This is a genomic window from Rhodococcus sp. H36-A4 (assembly GCF_027158005.1).
Lineage (GTDB): Bacteria > Actinomycetota > Actinomycetes > Mycobacteriales > Mycobacteriaceae > Rhodococcoides.
On record NZ_JAPVLQ010000006.1, the window covers coordinates 24,663 to 42,204 of the forward strand.

15 protein-coding genes and 1 pseudogene are annotated in these 17,542 nt (G+C 61.9%); 7 read left to right on the plus strand and 9 right to left on the minus strand.

Annotated features, from left to right (window positions below):
• Positions 1 to 118 precede the first annotated feature (118 nt).
• Positions 119 to 1,408 (plus strand): acetoin utilization protein AcuC, encoded by a 1,290-nt coding sequence (locus tag O1W68_RS16745; protein ID WP_269305453.1) that lies wholly within the window; start codon positions 119 to 121, stop codon positions 1,406 to 1,408.
• Between the two features lie 43 nt (positions 1,409 to 1,451).
• Positions 1,452 to 4,097: a bifunctional acetate--CoA ligase family protein/GNAT family N-acetyltransferase gene (locus tag O1W68_RS16750; protein ID WP_269306051.1), complete on the plus strand. Its 2,646-nt coding sequence runs from the start codon at positions 1,452 to 1,454 to the stop codon at positions 4,095 to 4,097.
• Positions 4,098 to 4,252: 155 nt separating this feature from the next.
• Here the strand turns inward: O1W68_RS16750 and O1W68_RS16755 are convergent, their stop codons facing one another.
• The 3 genes from O1W68_RS16755 to O1W68_RS16765 form a co-directional block, all read right to left on the minus strand.
• A complete protein-coding gene (locus O1W68_RS16755; protein WP_084348725.1) occupies positions 4,253 to 5,224 on the minus strand; it encodes a sigma-70 family RNA polymerase sigma factor in 972 nt (323 codons plus the stop codon).
• 148 nt (positions 5,225 to 5,372) lie between these two features.
• Positions 5,373 to 6,863 carry a class I SAM-dependent methyltransferase gene (locus tag O1W68_RS16760; RefSeq protein ID WP_269305456.1) on the minus strand — a complete coding sequence of 497 codons (1,491 nt, stop codon included), beginning with the start codon at positions 6,861 to 6,863 and terminating at the stop codon, positions 5,373 to 5,375.
• Positions 6,864 to 6,914: 51 nt separating this feature from the next.
• Positions 6,915 to 7,283: a DUF3099 domain-containing protein gene (locus O1W68_RS16765; protein ID WP_269305458.1), complete on the minus strand. Its 369-nt coding sequence runs from the start codon at positions 7,281 to 7,283 to the stop codon at positions 6,915 to 6,917.
• Between the two features lie 83 nt (positions 7,284 to 7,366).
• Here O1W68_RS16765 and O1W68_RS16770 point away from each other — a divergent pair, with 83 nt between their 5' ends.
• Positions 7,367 to 7,603, plus strand: a complete 237-nt coding sequence (locus O1W68_RS16770) for a DUF3039 domain-containing protein (protein ID WP_084348727.1) — start codon at positions 7,367 to 7,369, stop codon at positions 7,601 to 7,603.
• Here O1W68_RS16770 and O1W68_RS16775 read toward each other — a convergent pair.
• A complete protein-coding gene (locus O1W68_RS16775) occupies positions 7,576 to 8,769 on the minus strand; it encodes a YihY/virulence factor BrkB family protein (protein WP_269305462.1) in 1,194 nt (397 codons plus the stop codon). The two genes, O1W68_RS16770 and O1W68_RS16775, sit on opposite strands and share 28 nt — an antisense overlap.
• 213 nt (positions 8,770 to 8,982) lie before the next feature.
• Here O1W68_RS16775 and O1W68_RS16780 point away from each other — a divergent pair, with 213 nt between their 5' ends.
• Complete coding sequence (locus O1W68_RS16780; RefSeq protein WP_269305463.1) at positions 8,983 to 10,725, plus strand: DEAD/DEAH box helicase; 1,743 nt, start codon at positions 8,983 to 8,985, stop codon at positions 10,723 to 10,725.
• A gap of 130 nt (positions 10,726 to 10,855) precedes the next feature.
• Here O1W68_RS16780 and O1W68_RS16785 read toward each other — a convergent pair whose 3' ends face one another.
• Positions 10,856 to 11,050: a DUF7455 domain-containing protein gene (locus O1W68_RS16785; protein WP_084348730.1), complete on the minus strand. Its 195-nt coding sequence runs from the start codon at positions 11,048 to 11,050 to the stop codon at positions 10,856 to 10,858.
• Positions 11,051 to 11,361: 311 nt separating this feature from the next.
• Between O1W68_RS16785 and O1W68_RS16790 the strand changes: the two genes are divergently transcribed.
• The gene (locus O1W68_RS16790; RefSeq protein WP_442972390.1) at positions 11,362 to 11,721 is read left to right on the plus strand and encodes a DUF952 domain-containing protein; all 360 of its coding nucleotides are present in this window, start codon (positions 11,362 to 11,364) and stop codon (positions 11,719 to 11,721) included.
• Positions 11,722 to 11,871: 150 nt separating this feature from the next.
• Here O1W68_RS16790 and O1W68_RS16795 read toward each other — a convergent pair.
• A pseudogene (locus tag O1W68_RS16795) lies at positions 11,872 to 13,311 on the minus strand (RNA polymerase sigma factor); the annotation flags it as partial.
• Positions 13,312 to 13,371: 60 nt separating this feature from the next.
• Positions 13,372 to 14,175, minus strand: coding sequence for a polyphosphate--glucose phosphotransferase (ppgK, locus tag O1W68_RS16800; protein ID WP_269305466.1), 804 nt, complete (start codon positions 14,173 to 14,175; stop codon positions 13,372 to 13,374).
• A gap of 270 nt (positions 14,176 to 14,445) precedes the next feature.
• On the opposite strand from ppgK, the gene O1W68_RS16805 reads away from it, so the two are divergent.
• A complete protein-coding gene (locus O1W68_RS16805; RefSeq protein WP_269305468.1) occupies positions 14,446 to 15,294 on the plus strand; it encodes an inositol monophosphatase family protein in 849 nt (282 codons plus the stop codon).
• Between the two features lie 24 nt (positions 15,295 to 15,318).
• Here the strand turns inward: O1W68_RS16805 and cei are convergent, their stop codons facing one another.
• Positions 15,319 to 15,999, minus strand: a complete 681-nt coding sequence (cei, locus tag O1W68_RS16810; protein WP_269305470.1) for an envelope integrity protein Cei — start codon at positions 15,997 to 15,999, stop codon at positions 15,319 to 15,321.
• A 640-nt stretch (positions 16,000 to 16,639) separates the two neighbouring features.
• Here cei and O1W68_RS16815 point away from each other — a divergent pair.
• The gene (locus O1W68_RS16815) at positions 16,640 to 16,942 is read left to right on the plus strand and encodes a DUF4193 domain-containing protein (RefSeq protein WP_206488309.1); all 303 of its coding nucleotides are present in this window, start codon (positions 16,640 to 16,642) and stop codon (positions 16,940 to 16,942) included.
• Positions 16,943 to 17,061: 119 nt separating this feature from the next.
• On the opposite strand, the gene O1W68_RS16820 is transcribed toward O1W68_RS16815, so the two are convergent.
• Positions 17,062 to 17,514, minus strand: a complete 453-nt coding sequence (locus O1W68_RS16820; protein ID WP_269306054.1) for a DUF3093 domain-containing protein — start codon at positions 17,512 to 17,514, stop codon at positions 17,062 to 17,064.
• Positions 17,515 to 17,542 lie beyond the last annotated feature (28 nt).

Sequence of the window (17,542 nt, forward strand, 5' to 3'; positions counted from 1 at the left end):
TCCAGGCCGTCCCGCTGGCGAGCCGGACCGTACCGAGACGTAACGGAGGCAACGTTCTGCGTTGCTCGCGCAGTGCCATTGCTCGCAGAGTGCCGTTGCGGCACGTAGCGTGTCCGTCATGGCAGACCAGGTGGCTCGATCACCGTTCCAGGATTCGGCAGTCGCCGAAGACATCGTCGTGTGGAGCGCGGAGTACCTCTCGTATCGGTGGAGCGATGACCACCCCATGAACCCGACTCGACTGGATCTGACGATGTCGCTGGCGCGGCAGATCGGTGTGCTCGACGGCATCGAACTCGTGGAGCCGATCGCTGCGCCGGATTCGGAGCTTTTGAGGATTCACACTCCGGCCTACATCGAAGCGGTCAAGCGGGCCCCCGAGAAGCTTGCCGCTGCGGAGAAACTCACGACGGTCGGCGATTCGGAGGAACCGGAACACGGGCTCGGTGGGGACGACAATCCGATCTTCCAACGCATGCACGAAGCCAGCGCAATGCTGACCGGCGGTTCTCTGGCAGCAGCCCGGGAGATTGCGTCCGGACGGGCTCGACGAGCTGTCAGCATCGGCGGTGGAATGCACCACGCCATGGCGGACTGGGCATCTGGTTTCTGCGTCTACAACGACGCCGCAATCGCTATTTCATGGTTGCTGGACAATGGGTTCGATCGAATTGCGTACATCGATGTCGATGCTCACCACGGTGACGGGGTGCAGCATGCCTTCATCGACGATCCGAGGGTGCTGACGGTGTCTTTGCACCAACATCCGGCAACGTTGTGGCCCAACACCGGGTGGTCCAGCGAAGTCGGTTCCGGTGCTGCGGAAGGCACGGCAATCAACGTTCCGCTACTGCCTGGCACCGGAGATCGACTATGGTTACGCGCCTTCCATGCAATCGTGCCCGGGGCCATCTCGGCATTCCGCCCTCAGATCATCGTGAGCCAATGTGGAGTCGACAGTCACCGAGAGGATCCGCTCGCGGACCTCGCCCTCACTGTCGACGGCCAGAACGCCGCATTTCTCGCGATGCGTGACCTCGCGGACGAACATTCAGAGGGGCGGTGGCTGGCAGTCGGCGGAGGTGGTTACGGACTGGTTCGCGTGGTCCCCAGAGCGTGGACCCATCTGATCGCCGCGGCCCTCGGTCGCCCGATAGACCCTGCGATGCCTCTGCCCGACCTGTGGCGCGATCGGGTTCGGCACCTGGCGCCAAGCGTCGACCTGCCACAGACGATGGGTGACGGCGGCGACGTGGACTATCCCGCGTGGGACGGCCCAGGAGGTGCTGTCCAGGGATCGATCGAAGCGGCCGATCGTGCACTCGAAAGGGTAGATTCGGCGATCATCGCCACTCGCAGAGCGAGCTTCCCGCTTCTCGGACTCGACCCGGAGGATCCTCGTGACTGAGCCGAACACCCAAGACGCCGACACGGCGAAAGAGCAGGACCGTATGCGGTCGGAAACTTCATTTCCGAAGCACTGGGTCGTCGACGTACTCGCCTCGGACGGGGGAGTGGTGCATCTGCGCCCAATCGTACCGTCCGACGGGAAGGCGCTGATCGAGTTCCACAGCGGGCTGTCCGAGCGCACTCGATATCTGCGGTATTTCGGCCCGTACCCGACCATGCCACAGCGTGACGTCCTCAACTTCACCACTGTCGACCATCACTCCAGGGTCGCGTTCGTGGCAATACTCGGCGACGACATCATCGCGGTCGGCCGCTACGAACGTCTGCCGGAGGGGGATGGCAACTCTGCGGAGGTCGCATTCGTCGTCGCCGACTCGCATCAAGGCCGCGGGCTCGGGCCTATCCTGCTCGAACACCTCGCCGGAGCTGCGGCGGAGAACGGTGTCCGGATGTTCGTCGCCGAAGTGCTCGCCGAGAACCGAAACATGGTCAGTGTCTTCCGCGAAGCCGGGTATCAGGTCAGCCGAAGCTACGAAGGGGGCGTGCTGCGTCTCGAATTCGCCATCGACCCGAGCGAGGCTCTGCTGTCGGTGCGCAATTCACGCGAGCGAGCTGCCGAGGCGCGCAGTGTCCGAAACGTGTTGAGCCCGACCTCCGTGGCAGTGATCGGCGCCTCGACCGACAGTTCCAAGGTAGGAAACGCGGTGTTGGCCAACCTCCTTGCCGGCGGCTTCACCGGACCGGTGTACCCGGTCAATGCCGATCACAAGTCCGTGCGTGGCGTTCGAGCTTACCCATCGGTGCACGACATTCCGGATTCAGTGGATCTGGCCATCGCAGCCGTTCCCGCCGATGCCATCGACGACGTCCTCGACGATTGTCTCGACAAAGGTGTCAAAGCCCTCGTCGTCGTGTCAGGTGGGTTCGGTGAGACCGGTGAAGCGGGTCAGGAGAACGAGCGCCGGTTGGTTCACGCGGCGCGGGCACACGGTATGAGACTCGTCGGACCCAATGCGCTGGGCGTCGCCAACACCGACCCGGCCTTCGCCCTCAACGCAACCCTCGCACCGCGACTTCCGATGCCTGGGCGCGTCGGCTTCTTCTGTCAATCCGGGGCCCTCGGCATCGCAATTCTCGACCAGGCAGCAAAGCGCAGACTGGGTCTGTCGACATTCGTCTCGGCGGGCAACCGCGCGGACGTGTCGGGTAACGATCTTCTGCAGTACTGGGATTCGGACCCCGAAACGGAAGTCGTTCTGCTGTACCTCGAAAGTTTCGGTAACCCACGCAAATTCACCCGGATTGCGCGTCGCGTAGCGCGTACCAAGCCCATCATCGCGGTCAAGAGTGGCCGCGGTGCTGTGCCGCCGGCATTGGCAACGGGCCCTGCCATCGATGATTCCATCGTCAAGGCGTTGTTCGAGCAGGCAGGTGTGATCCAAGTCGACACCATTGCGCAGTTGTTCGATTGTGCAATTCTGTTCGGCTACCAACCATTGCCGTCCGGGCCACGCGTCGCAGTCGTCGGCAACTCGACGGCCCTCGGAGTTCTTGCTGTGGACGCTGCGCGCGCCGATGGATTGCACGCGGGCGTGCCGATCGACGTAGGACCACAGGCAGGTCCGGAAGAATTCGCGGCCGCGGTGGCGGGCGCCCTCGCCGCCGGTGACGTCGATTCGGTCATCGTCGTCTTCGTACCACCGGTGGCGGTCACGGTCGAGCCGTTCGCCAAAGCTCTCGGTGATGCAGTTCTGGGGGCCGACAAACCCGTCCTGACGACGTTCCTCGCGACAGAGGGAATACCGGACGTATTGGCCGTGCGCGGGGAATTCGGACAGCCGGTCCGCGGATCGGTGCCTTCGTATTCGAGCCCGGAGCGTGCGGTGACGGCACTTGCGAAGGCCTGGCGTTACGCGGCCTGGCGGAGCAGGCCTGTGTCGACACCCCTGCGGCCCAGCGGTATCGATTCCGAACGTGCACAGTCCTTGGTTCGTGACTGGTCGGCTCAGGAACACACTCGATGGCTTTCGGATTTCGAGACCGCCGAGCTTCTCGGGTGCTACGGGATAGAGATAACCGAGTTTCGTTCGGTGATAGATGAGGACGAAGCTGTTACTGCCGGTGAGGAATTGGGCTACCCCGTCGCGGTCAAAGCGACAGGAGCGCAGTGGAGACACCGACCGGACCTCGGTGGGGTGCGGCTGGATCTCACCGGCCCCGAGGCCACACGTCTTGCCTATCGCGCGCTCGCGGCCGATTCTGGCGAGCCTCTGCTCCACGTCCAGAAGATGGCAGCAAAAGGTATCGGGTGCGTGGTCCGGGTTCAGGACGATCCCTCGTTCGGTTCCCTGATCTCGTTCGGACTGGCTGGAGTGATATCGGATCTTTTGGGAGACAGGGCGTATCGAGTGCTGCCGTTGACGGAGGACGAAGCGGTGCAACTGATCGACGCACCGAAGGCTGCTCCATTGCTGTCCGGGTACCGAAATGCAGTCCCGGTCGACAAGAGCGCGCTCGTGGACCTTGTTCAACGAGTGTCGGCCATGGCCGACGATATCCCCGAGATCAGAGAGCTGGCATGCGAACCGGTTCTGGCGTCGGCGCACGGCGCTCAGATCACCGATGCACGCGTCCGTCTCGGACCCGAGCCGAGTAAGAACGACCTCGGCCCGCGACGCTTGCGCTGAGCGTCCCGGGCGCGAGTGGCAACTGTTTCTGTGGAAAGCGGGGGCCGAGTCGACATTCCCAGAGGGGGGAAGGAAGTCGACTCGGCCACCCCATCTGAGGGGTGGCCGCGGGAATCCACACCGCTGCGCCACTTTTCAATGCGGTCGGACAGTCTTCAGCTTGCGTAGGACCGCAGCTTCTCCGCTCGGTCACCCTGACGAAGCTTGACCATTACCTCGCGCTCGATCTGACGAACGCGCTCGCGTGAGAGACCGAACAATTTGCCGATCTGATCGAGCGTGCGGGGCTGCCCGTCATCCAAGCCGTATCGCAGGCGAATGACCTGTTGCTCGCGTTCGTCCAGCGTGGAGAGCACTGTGCGGACGTCGCTGTGAAGAAGTCCGGCGATAACTGCGTTCTCAGCGGAAGTAGCTTCGGAGTCCTCGATGAAGTCACCGAGTGGGGCTTCCTCATCGCTTCCGACCGGCATATCGAGGCTGACCGGGTCGCGACTGTGATCGAGTAGATCGGCGATCTTTGCGGCGGGAATCCCCGATTCGCTGGACAGTTCGTCGTCGGTGGCCTCGCGACCGAGTTGCTGATGAAGTTCACGCTTGATCCTGGCCAGCTTGTTCACCTGCTCGACCAGATGCACTGGTAGCCGAATGGTCCGGCTCTGATCTGCCATTCCTCGGGTGATGGCCTGCCGGATCCACCAGGTTGCGTAGGTGGAGAACTTGAAGCCCTTAGCGTAGTCGAACTTCTCCATAGCCCTGATCAGACCGAGATTCCCCTCTTGAATCAGATCGAGCAGGGGCATGCCACGTCCGGTGTATCGCTTCGCAAGGGACACCACGAGACGTAGGTTCGCCTCGAGTAGATGGCTGCGAGCGGCACTACCGTCACGAACGATGATCGCCAGCTTGCGCTTTTTGACCGCCGTCAAGCGCTTGGTGTTCTCCAGCACATTCTTCGCATACAAGCCAGCTTCGATGCGCTTGGCGAGATCCACTTCCTCTTCCGCCGTCAACAGCGCGGTGCGACCTATGCCGTTGAGATAGACGCGAACGAGATCCGCAGCCGGGCTCTGGGCGTCGAGATCGGCGTCGGTCGGACGTGGGCGGGTCGTAGTGCTGGGGCTGGTCATGACTTGCCTCCTGATCGGTGGTGTCTCATAGGGATCAACGTCCGGGTGTCCCCGAAAAGTTCCCACGCTCCACCCGCAGATACCCGCTTGACCAGCGTCTATCCCGTGCCCGTCCTGAGAAGTTGCTGAGAAGGTTCAGGCCGGGAACTCACTCCTTTACTCCCTCCGGCGCGAGGAGTCCATGACGGAACAGACCGGTGATCAGCTCCACGGCACCGTCCAACAGATCGGTCTCGTCGAGATCGTTCGCCGATGCCAACAGTGCGACCAGTTCGCGTAGCGCCATACCGTTCGGTCGCATTCCTGCGAGCAAGTGTGCGCCCAACTCGTCGATCTCGTGCTGCCAGTTCGGGCCGTTTCCTCGGTAGACACGGACGACCTCCCCGGCCCACCCGTCTTCGCCCGGCAGATAGACACGTTCGAGGGCGGTCGCGGGATCGAGCACGAACACGGAGTCAGCGGGATCGTTTTCACGAAGCCAGGCGACCCTGTCGAAATAGGCGATCGATTCGTTGCCGAGCGGGTCTTCGAATGCATGGTGAAGGTCCTCGGCCAGAACATCGCTCGGCAGGTCGGTCTTACGCAGGTAGACGAATCCGAACCCGATACCTTCGACCTCGGCTTCGGCGAAATGCGCCAGCCAGGACTCTGCGAGGACCCCTCCAGCAGCATCCCGTTGATCTACCCCTCCGTCTCGCAACCACGTACCTACGTACAGAGCCGGGTCGGCAACGTCGCGCTGCACTATCCACGCATCCACGCCGTGATCGGGAATCCAGGATGCAACACGCGCGCGCCAATCCTCACCGCTGACGTGGATCCAGGACGCCAGAATGACTGCTGTGCCACCGGGCTTCAAGTAGCTCGGAGCCTGTTCGATCATCAGTCTGCTCGCGCCGTCGAGATCGATCCCCGAATCGCGGTAGCTGTGTTCGATCGTTCCGCGTCCGACGACGAACGGCGGGTTGGCAACGATCCGATCGAAGGTCCTTCCCGCGACGGGCTCGAACCAGGATCCGCGTAACAGCTCGATGTTCATGCCGTTGAGAGCACACGTTGCCTCGGCCAGAAGCATCGCGCGCTCACTGATGTCGGTCCCGGTTACGGCGTCGGCGTACTGGGCCGCGTGGATCGCCTGCACCCCACACCCGGTACCGACGTCGAGGACATCTCCGACCTGGGTGGTAGGAGTTCCACGAAGTAGCGAGAGTGATGCCTGACCGACACCCAGTACGTGATCGGTGGCGGTCGGTAGCGGACGCATGCTGCCATCGAGATCGGACAAGATCCAGCGGGTGCCGTATCCGGCGTCGAGTGGTCGAATGTCGAGCAATGCACGCACATGATCAGGTTCGACCCGCTCGACGATGCCAGCTGCGACAGCGTCGTCGATCGAGAGCGGCGACAGGGCTTCGGAAGCCTCGAACTCTTCGATGTCGTCGACGAGCAGGAACAGACGAATCAGAACACCCAAGCGCCCAAGATCTTTGCTTTCTCGCCGCACTGGAACAGGTTCGCTACGCATCAGGGCGGCGTGGGCGTCATCGCCGAGTGCTTCCAGAAGACTGTCGGCGTCGTAGCAACTCGTTTCGAAAGCTTGTCGGAGAGATGGGCATGCAGAAAGCAGCGTCGCAGTCACCGACACAGTCTTTCAGGCAGCGCGCACCCAGGTGTCCACCCGGCGGGCCCGTCAGTCTTCGCTTGCGTCGATGACGCGATGAGCGCGTGCCTCGATCTGTGTCGACTCGACGTGTCGGCCGTCGTAACGGCTCACTTCGTTCTTGGTGCGCGGCGGGCGGTCGTTGGCGATGAGTACCGCAACCCAGGGGAGCGGGATGGAGACCCCGACGATCGCCATCGCTATCCAAGGATTGGCCCACATGCTGTACGACACGGCGGCGAGAACCAGCGCGGGGATACGGAAAGACATGATGAACATGTATTTCCGCACGCGAGCTTTGTGCTGATCTTCGACCGACTGCTGCGCCTCGGTGATCAATGTGGGGTTACGGGCCGATCCACTTTCGGCCGAGCCGGAAAACCCCTGGGTTCTCGTCATCCCTCCACTGTGGCACTACCTCACCCGGAATGCACTTGTCGGCGTCGTTCGTCTCACAACGACGGATGCGGAATAATCGAGACATGAGCACTCAGACGAAAGACCGCCCCGAGATCGCGCCGGACGAAACCACGGAAGACGACCGACCGAAGTTCTTTCATTACGTGAAGAAGAACAAGATCACCGAAAGCGCAGTGATGGGAACACACGTAGTCGCGCTGTGCGGTGAAGTTTTTCCGGTGACCAAATCAGCGAAGCCCGGCTCGCCAGTGTGTCCCGACTGCAAGAAGGTCTACGAGGGATTGAAGAAGGGCGACTGACCGCGGTCCGGATCCGGTCGGTGATCTCCGGAGGGCGGGACCTTCGGAGTAGGGCTCGGCTGAGGTGGGCCTTCGGGTTCCGCCGAGGTATCGGGGACGGTTGAACTCCCCGATATCTCCTTGGGCCTGTTCGATCTGCCCCTGTCCTGTCCGACGCGGATGGGCCCGGTGGCCAACCTCCATGCAACCGCTGTCACCGGCCCCGACTCCTCGGAATCTGCCTGCGCGGCGAGCCATCCCTTCATCTGATCGATCCTGGTTGCCCTCGCGGGGAAGAACTCCTGGATGGTCGCGTTGAACTCTGCGCCGAGAACGACCGCGAACCCCAGGAAGAAAGTGAACAACAGAAACGCGATGGGAGTTGCGAGCGCACCGTAGGTGTAACCGGTTCCGGTGATCCAGGTCAGATAGCGGCGAAGCACCGCGCTGGCGATCATGAAGAACACACCCGCCAGCAAAGCTCCCCCCAGGAGCCGATGCCACGGTAGCGAGGTGTGCAGCGCCACCTTGTAGAGCGTGGTCAATCCGGCGATGAGAAGCAGTCCGACCGCGGGATAGTAGAAGAAATCGACCAGCTCACTACCGATTTCGAACCATGGACCCGGGAGGATCTGCTTCACGTACGTAGGGCCAAGCGCAACCAGCGGCAACACGAATACCGCTGCGACCAGAAACGCTACGTAGAGCAGCAGGGCGAACACTCGTTGCCAAATCGGGTGACGTGCATCCTGCTGCCCGTGCGCTTCGACTATCGAATCGACGAAGGTGGAGATCGCGGATGATCCCGCCCATAGAGACAGGACGAAACCGGCGGACACGACCTCGCCGCGTCCTTGCTGGAGGATGTCCTGCACCGTCGGAGTGATGATGCCGTCGACGACGCTGTCGCTGAACACCGTGCGGCTGAAGGTGATGATCTTCGACTCGACGATGTCGATGGTGTCAGGTCCGAACCAGCCGGCGACGAACCCGAGGCTGCCGAGTACTCCGAGCAACAACGGCGGGAGTGAGAGCGTCTGCCAGAACGCCGCAGTCGCAGCTTTGCTGAAGATCGAGTCGTCCCAGGACTTGGACAGTGTGCGTAGCGTCACAACCCAGATGGATCGAAGCGGCCGTCTCCTGGACAACTGCCCGCTCGGTGGTGTTTCGCCTGCAGAATCACTCATGATTCCTCCAGCATTCCTGAACGAGGCTCGGAGTGCCCGTCTGCACCCGTCGTGTCGCTGGAGGAGTCGAACGATCGAGTCCCCTCGGGTCCTCCTTCCGATGCGAGATCGGTCGGTATGGAGCGATAGGCTCCACGGCGGGAACTGCAGGGCAACCGAGAGCGCGAGGAATTCGATCGAATGCCAGGAACCGGCGGGCCAGTGAGCGCTGACATGACCGAAGCCGAATCAACAGACCAAAGAGCACCCACCGAAAGTTCGGCAGGTGGCGCGCCGCTGCGCGCATGGCAGAGGCGCGCCCTGACCCGATATCTGGTGGCCTCACCCAAGGACTTTCTCGCAGTCGCGACGCCGGGAGCAGGTAAGACCACCTTTGCCTTGCGCGTCGCATCGGAGTTGTTGGCGCACCGAACCGTCGATCAGATCACCGTCGTCGCCCCTACCGAACACTTGAAACACCAGTGGGCGGAATCCGCTGCTCGCGTGGGAATTGCGCTCGACTCTCGCTTCTCCAACTCGACCGGTCAGACCTCGAGCGACTACCACGGCGTGGTCGTCACGTATGCCCAGATCGCTTCACACCCGTTCCGCCATCGGGTGCGCACCGAGGCTCGACGCACGCTCGTCATCCTCGACGAGATCCATCACGGTGGCGACGCCAAGAGTTGGGGCGAGGGCATCCGCGAGGCCTTCGGTGACGCAACGCGCAGACTGGCGTTGACCGGTACACCTTTCCGCAGCGACGACAGCCCGATTCCGTTCATCAATTACGAACCGGACGACGAGGGGTTGATGCGTTCACGCGCCGACCACTCGTACGGCTATTCGGAGGCTTTGGCCGACGGTGTCGTACGGCCGGTTGTGTTCCTCGCGTATTCGGGTGAGGCGCGGTGGCGAGATAACGCCGGGGAAGAGTTCACCGCACGTCTGGGTGAGCCACTGAGTGCTGAGCAGACCGCACGGGCGTGGCGGACAGCGCTCGATCCGCAGGGCGACTGGATGCCAGCTGTGCTGTTGGCCGCACACACCAGACTCGGGCAACTGAGGGCTGGAGGCATGCCGGACGCAGGTGGACTCGTGATCGCGACCGACCAAACCGTTGCGCGTGCCTATGCCAAGCTGCTCGAAGTGATCACCGGGGAAGCGCCGTCGGTCGTTCTGTCCGACGACCCGACGTCGTCGGCGCGGATCGCCGAGTTCGGGAAAAGCACCCAACAGTGGATGGTTGCGGTCCGAATGGTGTCGGAGGGCGTCGACGTTCCGCGATTGGCAGTGGGCGTGTATGCGACGAGCGCGTCGACGCCGCTCTATTTCGCTCAGGCCATCGGGCGCTTCGTTCGATCACGCCGCAAGGGGGAGACCGCGAGCGTTTTTCTGCCGTCGGTGCCGGTCCTGTTGGATCTGGCAAGTCAGCTCGAGGCGCAGCGCGACCACGTCTTGGGCAAGCCTCACCGCGAAAAGGACGGGTTCGACGACGAGTTGCTCGCCGATGCCAACAAGCAGAAAGACGAGCTAGGCGAGGAGGAGAAGGCGTACACCTCGCTCGGTGCAGACGCGGAGCTCGATCAGGTGATCTACGACGGATCATCTTTCGGGACTGCGACGTTCTCGGGAAGCGACGAGGAAGCCGACTACCTCGGCCTCCCTGGGTTGTTGGACGCCAAGCAGATGCGCGATCTGCTTCGGCAACGCCAGCAGGAACAGATCGACAAGCCGACAGCACCCGGACTGTCCGTGCCAGCTCCGGTAGCTGTGTCGGAACGCGCGTCTTCGGCCGGCCAGCTGGCCGGGCTTCGTCGTGAACTCAACAGTCTGGTTGCGGTGTACCACCATCGCACCGGGAAGCCTCACGGGATCATTCACGGGGACTTACGGCGCATCTGTGGCGGGCCACCGACTGCTATGGCCACCGCGGATCAGCTGAGCGAGCGGATCGTTCAACTGCGGAAGATGTAACGCGGAGACGTTGGATCCCATACGCAATGCAGAACGGGTGGCCACGATTTCTCGTGGCCACCCGTTCTGGTGTCGAATGACTGTCGATTCGTCTCGTCGGCGCTTGCGCCTTCCGATACGAGCGAGCCGGTTACACTGCAGAGTCCGATTCGGTCATCACTGTTGCGTTCACTTCACGTAGACGGTCCTCGTGCTCCTTGGCATGATGGCCACAGAACAGGAGTTCTCCACCGGTCGAGAGCACAACACGTGCACGAGCCCCAGCGCCGCACCGGTCGCACCGGTCGGTCGCTGTCAATTGTGGGCTGGTCAATGTTCCGGGCATGACTCCTCCGTACTGGCTTTCGGTATCAAGCGATCGCCTGGGGCCGGTCCGCCGCGTCGGTATGGCGCGGTCCGTACACTCTCTCAGACGTTTGGCAGTCACGCGTTGTTCCCGTAGGTGTTTCTTTGTGTTGTCACTAACAGAAATCGAGCGGAAAGTCCCTGGCAGTTGGGCTTTGCCTAAAATTGCGTTCGCTTACAGCTGATTCCTTTTGGTCGACGATCGGCGTTTCGCGCGCGACATCGGGGACGAGCGATGTGGACGGATTGTCCACGAGTCGATTCGTCGTACCTGTCTCGTACGATTACGACGTGACCGACACCTCGCCCGTTCTGCTTCACATGTGCAGTATCGAAGAATGGCTGTCCGTGCGCGCTTCGAGCGAAGTCCGGCCGCCCGGTTTCGACGATATCGGGTTCGTGCACCTGTCCACAGCGGATCACGTCCATCTACCTGCCAACAGACTGTTCGCGGGACGAACCGATATGGTCCTGCTTCTCGTGGACCCTGACCGTCTCGGATCACCAGTGCGCTGGGAGCCCGGTGTGCCGGGAGATCCGGAAGCGATTCACTTTCCGCATCTCTACGGGCCACTTCCCACGTCCGCGATCACCGGCGTCATCGACTATGACCCGAACGAGGATGGGAAATTCGGGCCTCCGAAGCTGTGATCGTCCTCTTCTTGTGCTTGTCGAACCGATAGTGCCGGCCGAACTGGCTATTGCTTACCGAACCGATGCCGCCCGACAGTTCGCCGACAGATGCGCGAAAGCCGCCGCCCACTGTGTGGACGACGGCTTTCTGCGCTGACGGAAGAAATGTCAGTCCAGGTAGTCCCGAAGTACCTGCGAACGGGATGGGTGCCGAAGCTTGGACATCGTCTTCGACTCGATCTGTCGAATACGCTCACGGGTCACGCCGTAGACCTGACCGATCTCGTCCAGCGTGCGAGGCTGTCCGTCGGTCAGACCGAAGCGGAGACGAACGACACCTGCTTCTCGTTCGGACAGCGTCTCGAGTACCGACTGGAGTTGGTCCTGAAGCAGCGTGAACGACACGGCGTCCACCGCCACGACAGCCTCGGAGTCTTCGATGAAATCGCCGAGCTGGCTGTCGCCCTCGTCGCCGATCGTCTGGTCGAGCGAAATCGGCTCACGAGCGTACTGCTGGATCTCGAGGACCTTTTCAGGCGTGATGTCCATTTCCTTGGCGAGCTCTTCGGGGGTGGGCTCACGGCCCAAGTCCTGAAGCAGCTCGCGCTGGATACGGCCGAGCTTGTTGATGACCTCGACCATGTGTACCGGGATGCGGATCGTACGTGCCTGATCGGCCATGGCCCTGGTGATGGCCTGACGGATCCACCACGTGGCGTACGTGGAGAACTTGTACCCCTTGGTGTAGTCGAACTTCTCGACGGCACGAATCAGGCCCAGGTTTCCTTCCTGGATCAGGTCCAGGAAGGCCATCCCGCGGCCGGTGTATCGCTTGGCCAGTGATACGACAAGTCGAAGGTTGGCCTCGAGAAGATGATTCTTTGCGCGGTTACCGTCGCGGCAGATCCAGGTGTAGTCGCGTCGTGCGGCCACGGGGAGCTTCTCGCCTTTTTCGGCGAACTCGCGCATCTTTTCGGTCGCGAAAAGGCCTGCTTCGATTCGCTTCGCGAGCTCGACCTCTTCTTCGGCGTTGAGAAGTGCAACTTTGCCGATCTGCTTCAGGTACGCGCGCACCGAGTCGGCCGAAGCGGTGAGCTCGGCATCCTTACGGGCTTGACGAAGCGCCTCCGACTCCTCTTCGTCCCAGACGAAGTCTCCGGACGCTTTGTCCTCTGCAGTGGGCTCTGTAGTCGACTCTTCTTCGGTGTCTGCGCCCACGGCAACAACCTCGACGACGTCGTTGGCTGCCGCGGCAATGTCTCCCTCGGAAATGTCGATCTCATCGATGCCGGGGGCATCAGCGTCGGAGGTCGCGTCTTCGGCGGACTTCTTCGCAGGTGCTTTCTTCGCAGGAGCTTTCTTGGCTGCTGCGCGTTTGGCGGGAGCTTTTTTGGCGGCGGCTTTCTTGGCCGGTGCTGACGCGACCTTTGCCGCTGGTGCAGCCCCGACCTCCAGGGTCGTGCCGGTCGGTGCTTCCGCAGCAGGTGCAGTGGACGCAGACTCCGATGCTGAATCTACGGTCTGACGAATATCGGTGGCTGCCACGTACGCCCTTTCGTGACGGTGTCGTGCGGCGTCACGCCAGAGTGGTTTCCGGCGGAGAGGTCTTGTCGAATGTGCCGGCGTGCAGACCGGCTTCCCCCATTGTAACGACCCCCAGGAACTTTGTTACCGGTCGATGGCTGTATCGGGCGCTGTGTCGGCTGCTAGAGCGGCACCGACGATGCCTGCGGTGTTCAACAAAGTGGCTGCCACCACGGGTGTTCTGTTGGTCAGGTGCGGAATCCACTTCTCGCTCTTGCGACTTATTCCCCCGCCGGCAATGAAAAGATCGGGCCATAGCAGTGCTTCGAACGTCTCGAGGACCTTCGATACTTCCTTGGCCCATGACTTGTAGGACAAATCCTTGGACTCCTTGACCGACGAGGCTGCACGATGCTCCGCTTCCTTGCCGTCGACCTCCAGATGTCCGAACTCGGTATTGGGAAGCAATACACCGTTGTGGAGGACAGCGGATCCGATTCCGGTGCCAAAGGTGAGGAGTACGACGACACCGGTCTTGTCCTTGCCTCCACCGAAGCGGTCTTCCGCAACACCTGCAGCGTCGGCATCGTTGAGGACCGTGATGTTGTCGTTGCCGATCGCCTTGGCGAACAGGGCCCTTGCATCGGTGTCGATCCATGACTTGTCGATATTTGCTGCCGAGCGCGCAACCCCACCGGTGACGACGGCGGGGAGAGTCACGCCGATCGACCCGGTCCAACCGAAGTGCTGCACGATCTGCGCTACGACGCCCGCAACGGCATCCGGGGTGGCGGGTTGTGGAGTCTCGATCTTGTACCGGTCACCGACCAACTCTCCGGTGACCAGGTCCACGATCCCACCCTTGATTCCACTGCCACCGACGTCGACACCGAATCCGTGCCGATGTGCACTGTCGGTTGTGATCGATACCGAACCTGCCTGTGTCATGTGCCGCGTACTCCTGTTGTCGAGGATCGTGCAATGAAATTCGTGCACTGGAATCTGCGTACTCGAAGACTGATGTACTACCGAGAATAGATCCTCGATGTCCAATCCGGTGGGCGATGTGTCGATGACTCGACAATTGGACCGCAATCGCGAATCTCATCGAGAGTGGTGTTGCCCTGTGCGGTGTGATGCGATGGTCGGGTGTCGAACCCACGTGTATCGCAGGACTTGTCGTCATCGAAGCCGGGCTCAACTCTCACAAAGGAGTTGATGGAGGTTGCCCGCGAGATTGCCGTTGCTGCAGCTGTCCATGTGCGTACGAGGAGGCCCGAAGTGTTCGGTCCCGGTGCTCCGGCGGTGGCCGTGGGGGCGGGCGACGAATCGGTGCAGACCAAGAGCACTCCTACGGATCCGGTCACAGTCGTAGACACCGAAACCGAGGAATTGCTTCGGGTATTGCTGGCAGAGAGTCGACCCGGTGACCCGATCCTGGGCGAAGAGGGCGGGGGAGCCACCGATTCGGTGGATGGAGTCCGTTGGGTATTCGACCCGATCGACGGAACAGTGAACTTTCTGTATGGCATACCCGCCTATGCGATTTCGGTAGCTGCGCAGGTCGACGGTGTCAGTCTTGTCGGAGTCGTGGTCGATGTTGCACGGGAACAGGTGTATGCCGCGGTGCGCGGGCATGGCGCGACGGTGACCGAATCAGACGGATCCACAACAGAACTGGTGTGCAATCCGGTTGTCGAGGTGTCTCTTGCCCTTGTAGCCACCGGCTTCGGATATGGATCGGCTCGACGAACCGTCCAAGGCCGCATCATCGGCGAATTGCTTCCGCTGGTTCGCGATATCAGGCGGATCGGATCTGCAGCGTTGGACTTGTGCATGGTGGCGTCCGGCTCGGTGGATGCCCATTTCGAACACGGGCTGAGCCCGTGGGATTGGGCAGCGGGTTCGCTCATCGCCGAGGAGGCAGGTGCGACGGTGCTCGTGCCCCATCCCAACTCCACGAGCTCGGGTGGGGCGGTCACCGTCGCGGTCGCACCCGGTATCGCAGCTGAGTTCACCGAAACCTTGCGGAAACTGGGTGCGCTGGATCCGATTCCGACCGATTGAACGAGTTTTACGGCCGGTGCTCGGTCAGCAGGGAGCTTTCCGCGCGGCCGAGAGCAGGTCGATGTCGAGTGGGGCAGGCGCGGCGCCGGGCGTCACTCCTGCCAGCGACTGCAAGACCGACTCTGCGTCCGGGTTCGGCTGTAAATCCTTGAAATAGGTTCCCAGGGCCAAGTCGACGGTGTCATCGGGGCGTCCGTCCTGGATCAGTTCGGCGCAAGGGGCCGCCAGCCACATGGTGCTCGCAGCGGCCGTCCCGGCCGCGCCGAACCGAATCTGACCTTGGCACTGCATGTTCTGATCCAAGTAGACGGGATCGTTACCGACCTGGACGTCCGGTGCGCTCGCAAATCCGTAGTCGCTGAGCTCGGCGGCTACCGTCGCTGCCTGTCCGCGTTCTCCGTTCGCGTTGAACACCCGAACCTTCGTGTTCGCGACCGGCGCCGGTTCCACCTCCAACAGGGTCGACGGGTCGACGCGTTCGCCGAGCGGTGCGGGCACGGTGCCATCGCTCGCAGGTGCTGTCGAGGGTGCATTGCATGCGACGGTCGTCGTTGCAGCCTCGCCTGCCGTGAACACTCGAATCCAGGTGACGACACCGAGGAGCGCCAGCACGAGCAGCACGATCAGAATGGGAAACGCTCGCCGACGTCGAAACGGACGGCCTTGGTCGTCGGCCGGTCGGCCCTCGGTGATCAGAGAAACCACGGTGTGGAAAGCCTTTCCGTCGGCAGAATCGAAGCTGCGCCGAGTCGAGCGAGTGTCGGCGCACGCTCACTGTAGTTGGCGGGAAAGACGAAGGGCACTGCCACGGTCCGAAGGTGCACACTGCCGCTGTGTTCGAGCTGTTCTGGTAGCCGTCGGTAGTGGTTCGTACTCCTCTCGGAATGTACTGGCTCCCGAGGTTGTTCTTGCGGATTGGACACGTGAAAATGGGTAGGACGGCGATTCGGCCTAGCTATTCTCTCGCCGCTCGGCTATTGTCTGGCGGCCCCGGTGGTTTCAGAACGAAGCCGATTCGGTGGACCACAAGAGCGATTGGTGAGGTATCGATCAGGTTTCGATTACAGCTATTCGGGCATCAACCGATGTAGTTTCGGACGCCTCGACTCGGGCACCTCGCGGAGTAGTTACTCTCGCGAAGCAGATGCTTCGCGGGCAGTCGCTCAGTGACAAGTGAAGTTGCAGGAAGAAAGCTCGAACGGCAGCACGGCTCAGTAGTGCGGACCGAAAAGAAACAGGACGGTGGGAGCAACGTAAGCGCCCTCATCACAGCTGGCGATCACGCTAGGACGTCGCCCGCAGCAACCACCGGAAACATGCAAGAGAACGAGGGGTTAGAGGAACAATGGCAACCGACTACGACGCACCGAGAAGAACAGAATCCGACGATGTTTCCGAGGATTCGCTCGAGGAGCTGAAGGCACGCCGCAACGAGGCGCAGTCCGCTGTGGTCGATGTGGACGAATCAGACACAGCAGAGTCTTTCGAACTTCCGGGCGCAGACTTGTCCGGGGAAGAACTATCGGTTCGCGTGGTGCCGAAGCAGGCCGACGAGTTCACTTGTTCGAGCTGCTTCCTCGTCCATCACCGGAGCCGATTGGCTAGTGACGCGGGTGGCGTTCTGATGTGTAGAGACTGCGCTGCGTAACCGAGGACGAGAACGCGATCGACGCGCAGAACAACTGACGCACCGGCAGCTCGGGTCGATGTAGCTCGCCGAGCCAACTGGCCTCGCGCGCGCACGATCGAGTGGCTCAGCCAAGACCGTTACGAGTGGTCTTCGGGGGTGGGCTGAGCCAAGGCGGCCAACAGGTCGTCCGGACGCCGAGTGCTGACCAGCCAGTAGGGGGTGGGGTCATCGGGATCGTCGAGAACAATCAACACCATTTGTTTGACCCAGGTGCGGTGCTGAACGAAGGCAAGGGGATCCAGCTGCCTTCCCAGCGCCGCACTTTTTGCTGTCGCCGGTATCGCAGCGCACTTGTCGATCACATCAAGGGGTAAGTGTGCGCGCCCGACACGGAGCTCTCCAGCTCCGTCGTTGTCACGAACTACCTCGACGGTCATTCTGCTCGACCAGTACAAAGCCCAGATGGGGAACGGAAGCAGAATCACATAGGGAAGCCACGCCCGTACTCCAGGCGCGCCCATGTGTACCTCGGCTGCGAGCAATGCACCGACAGCCAACGCTGCCGGCCACCACCACAGTGGAACCCACAGCTTTTCGGTATAGACGACGGTGCCCTTC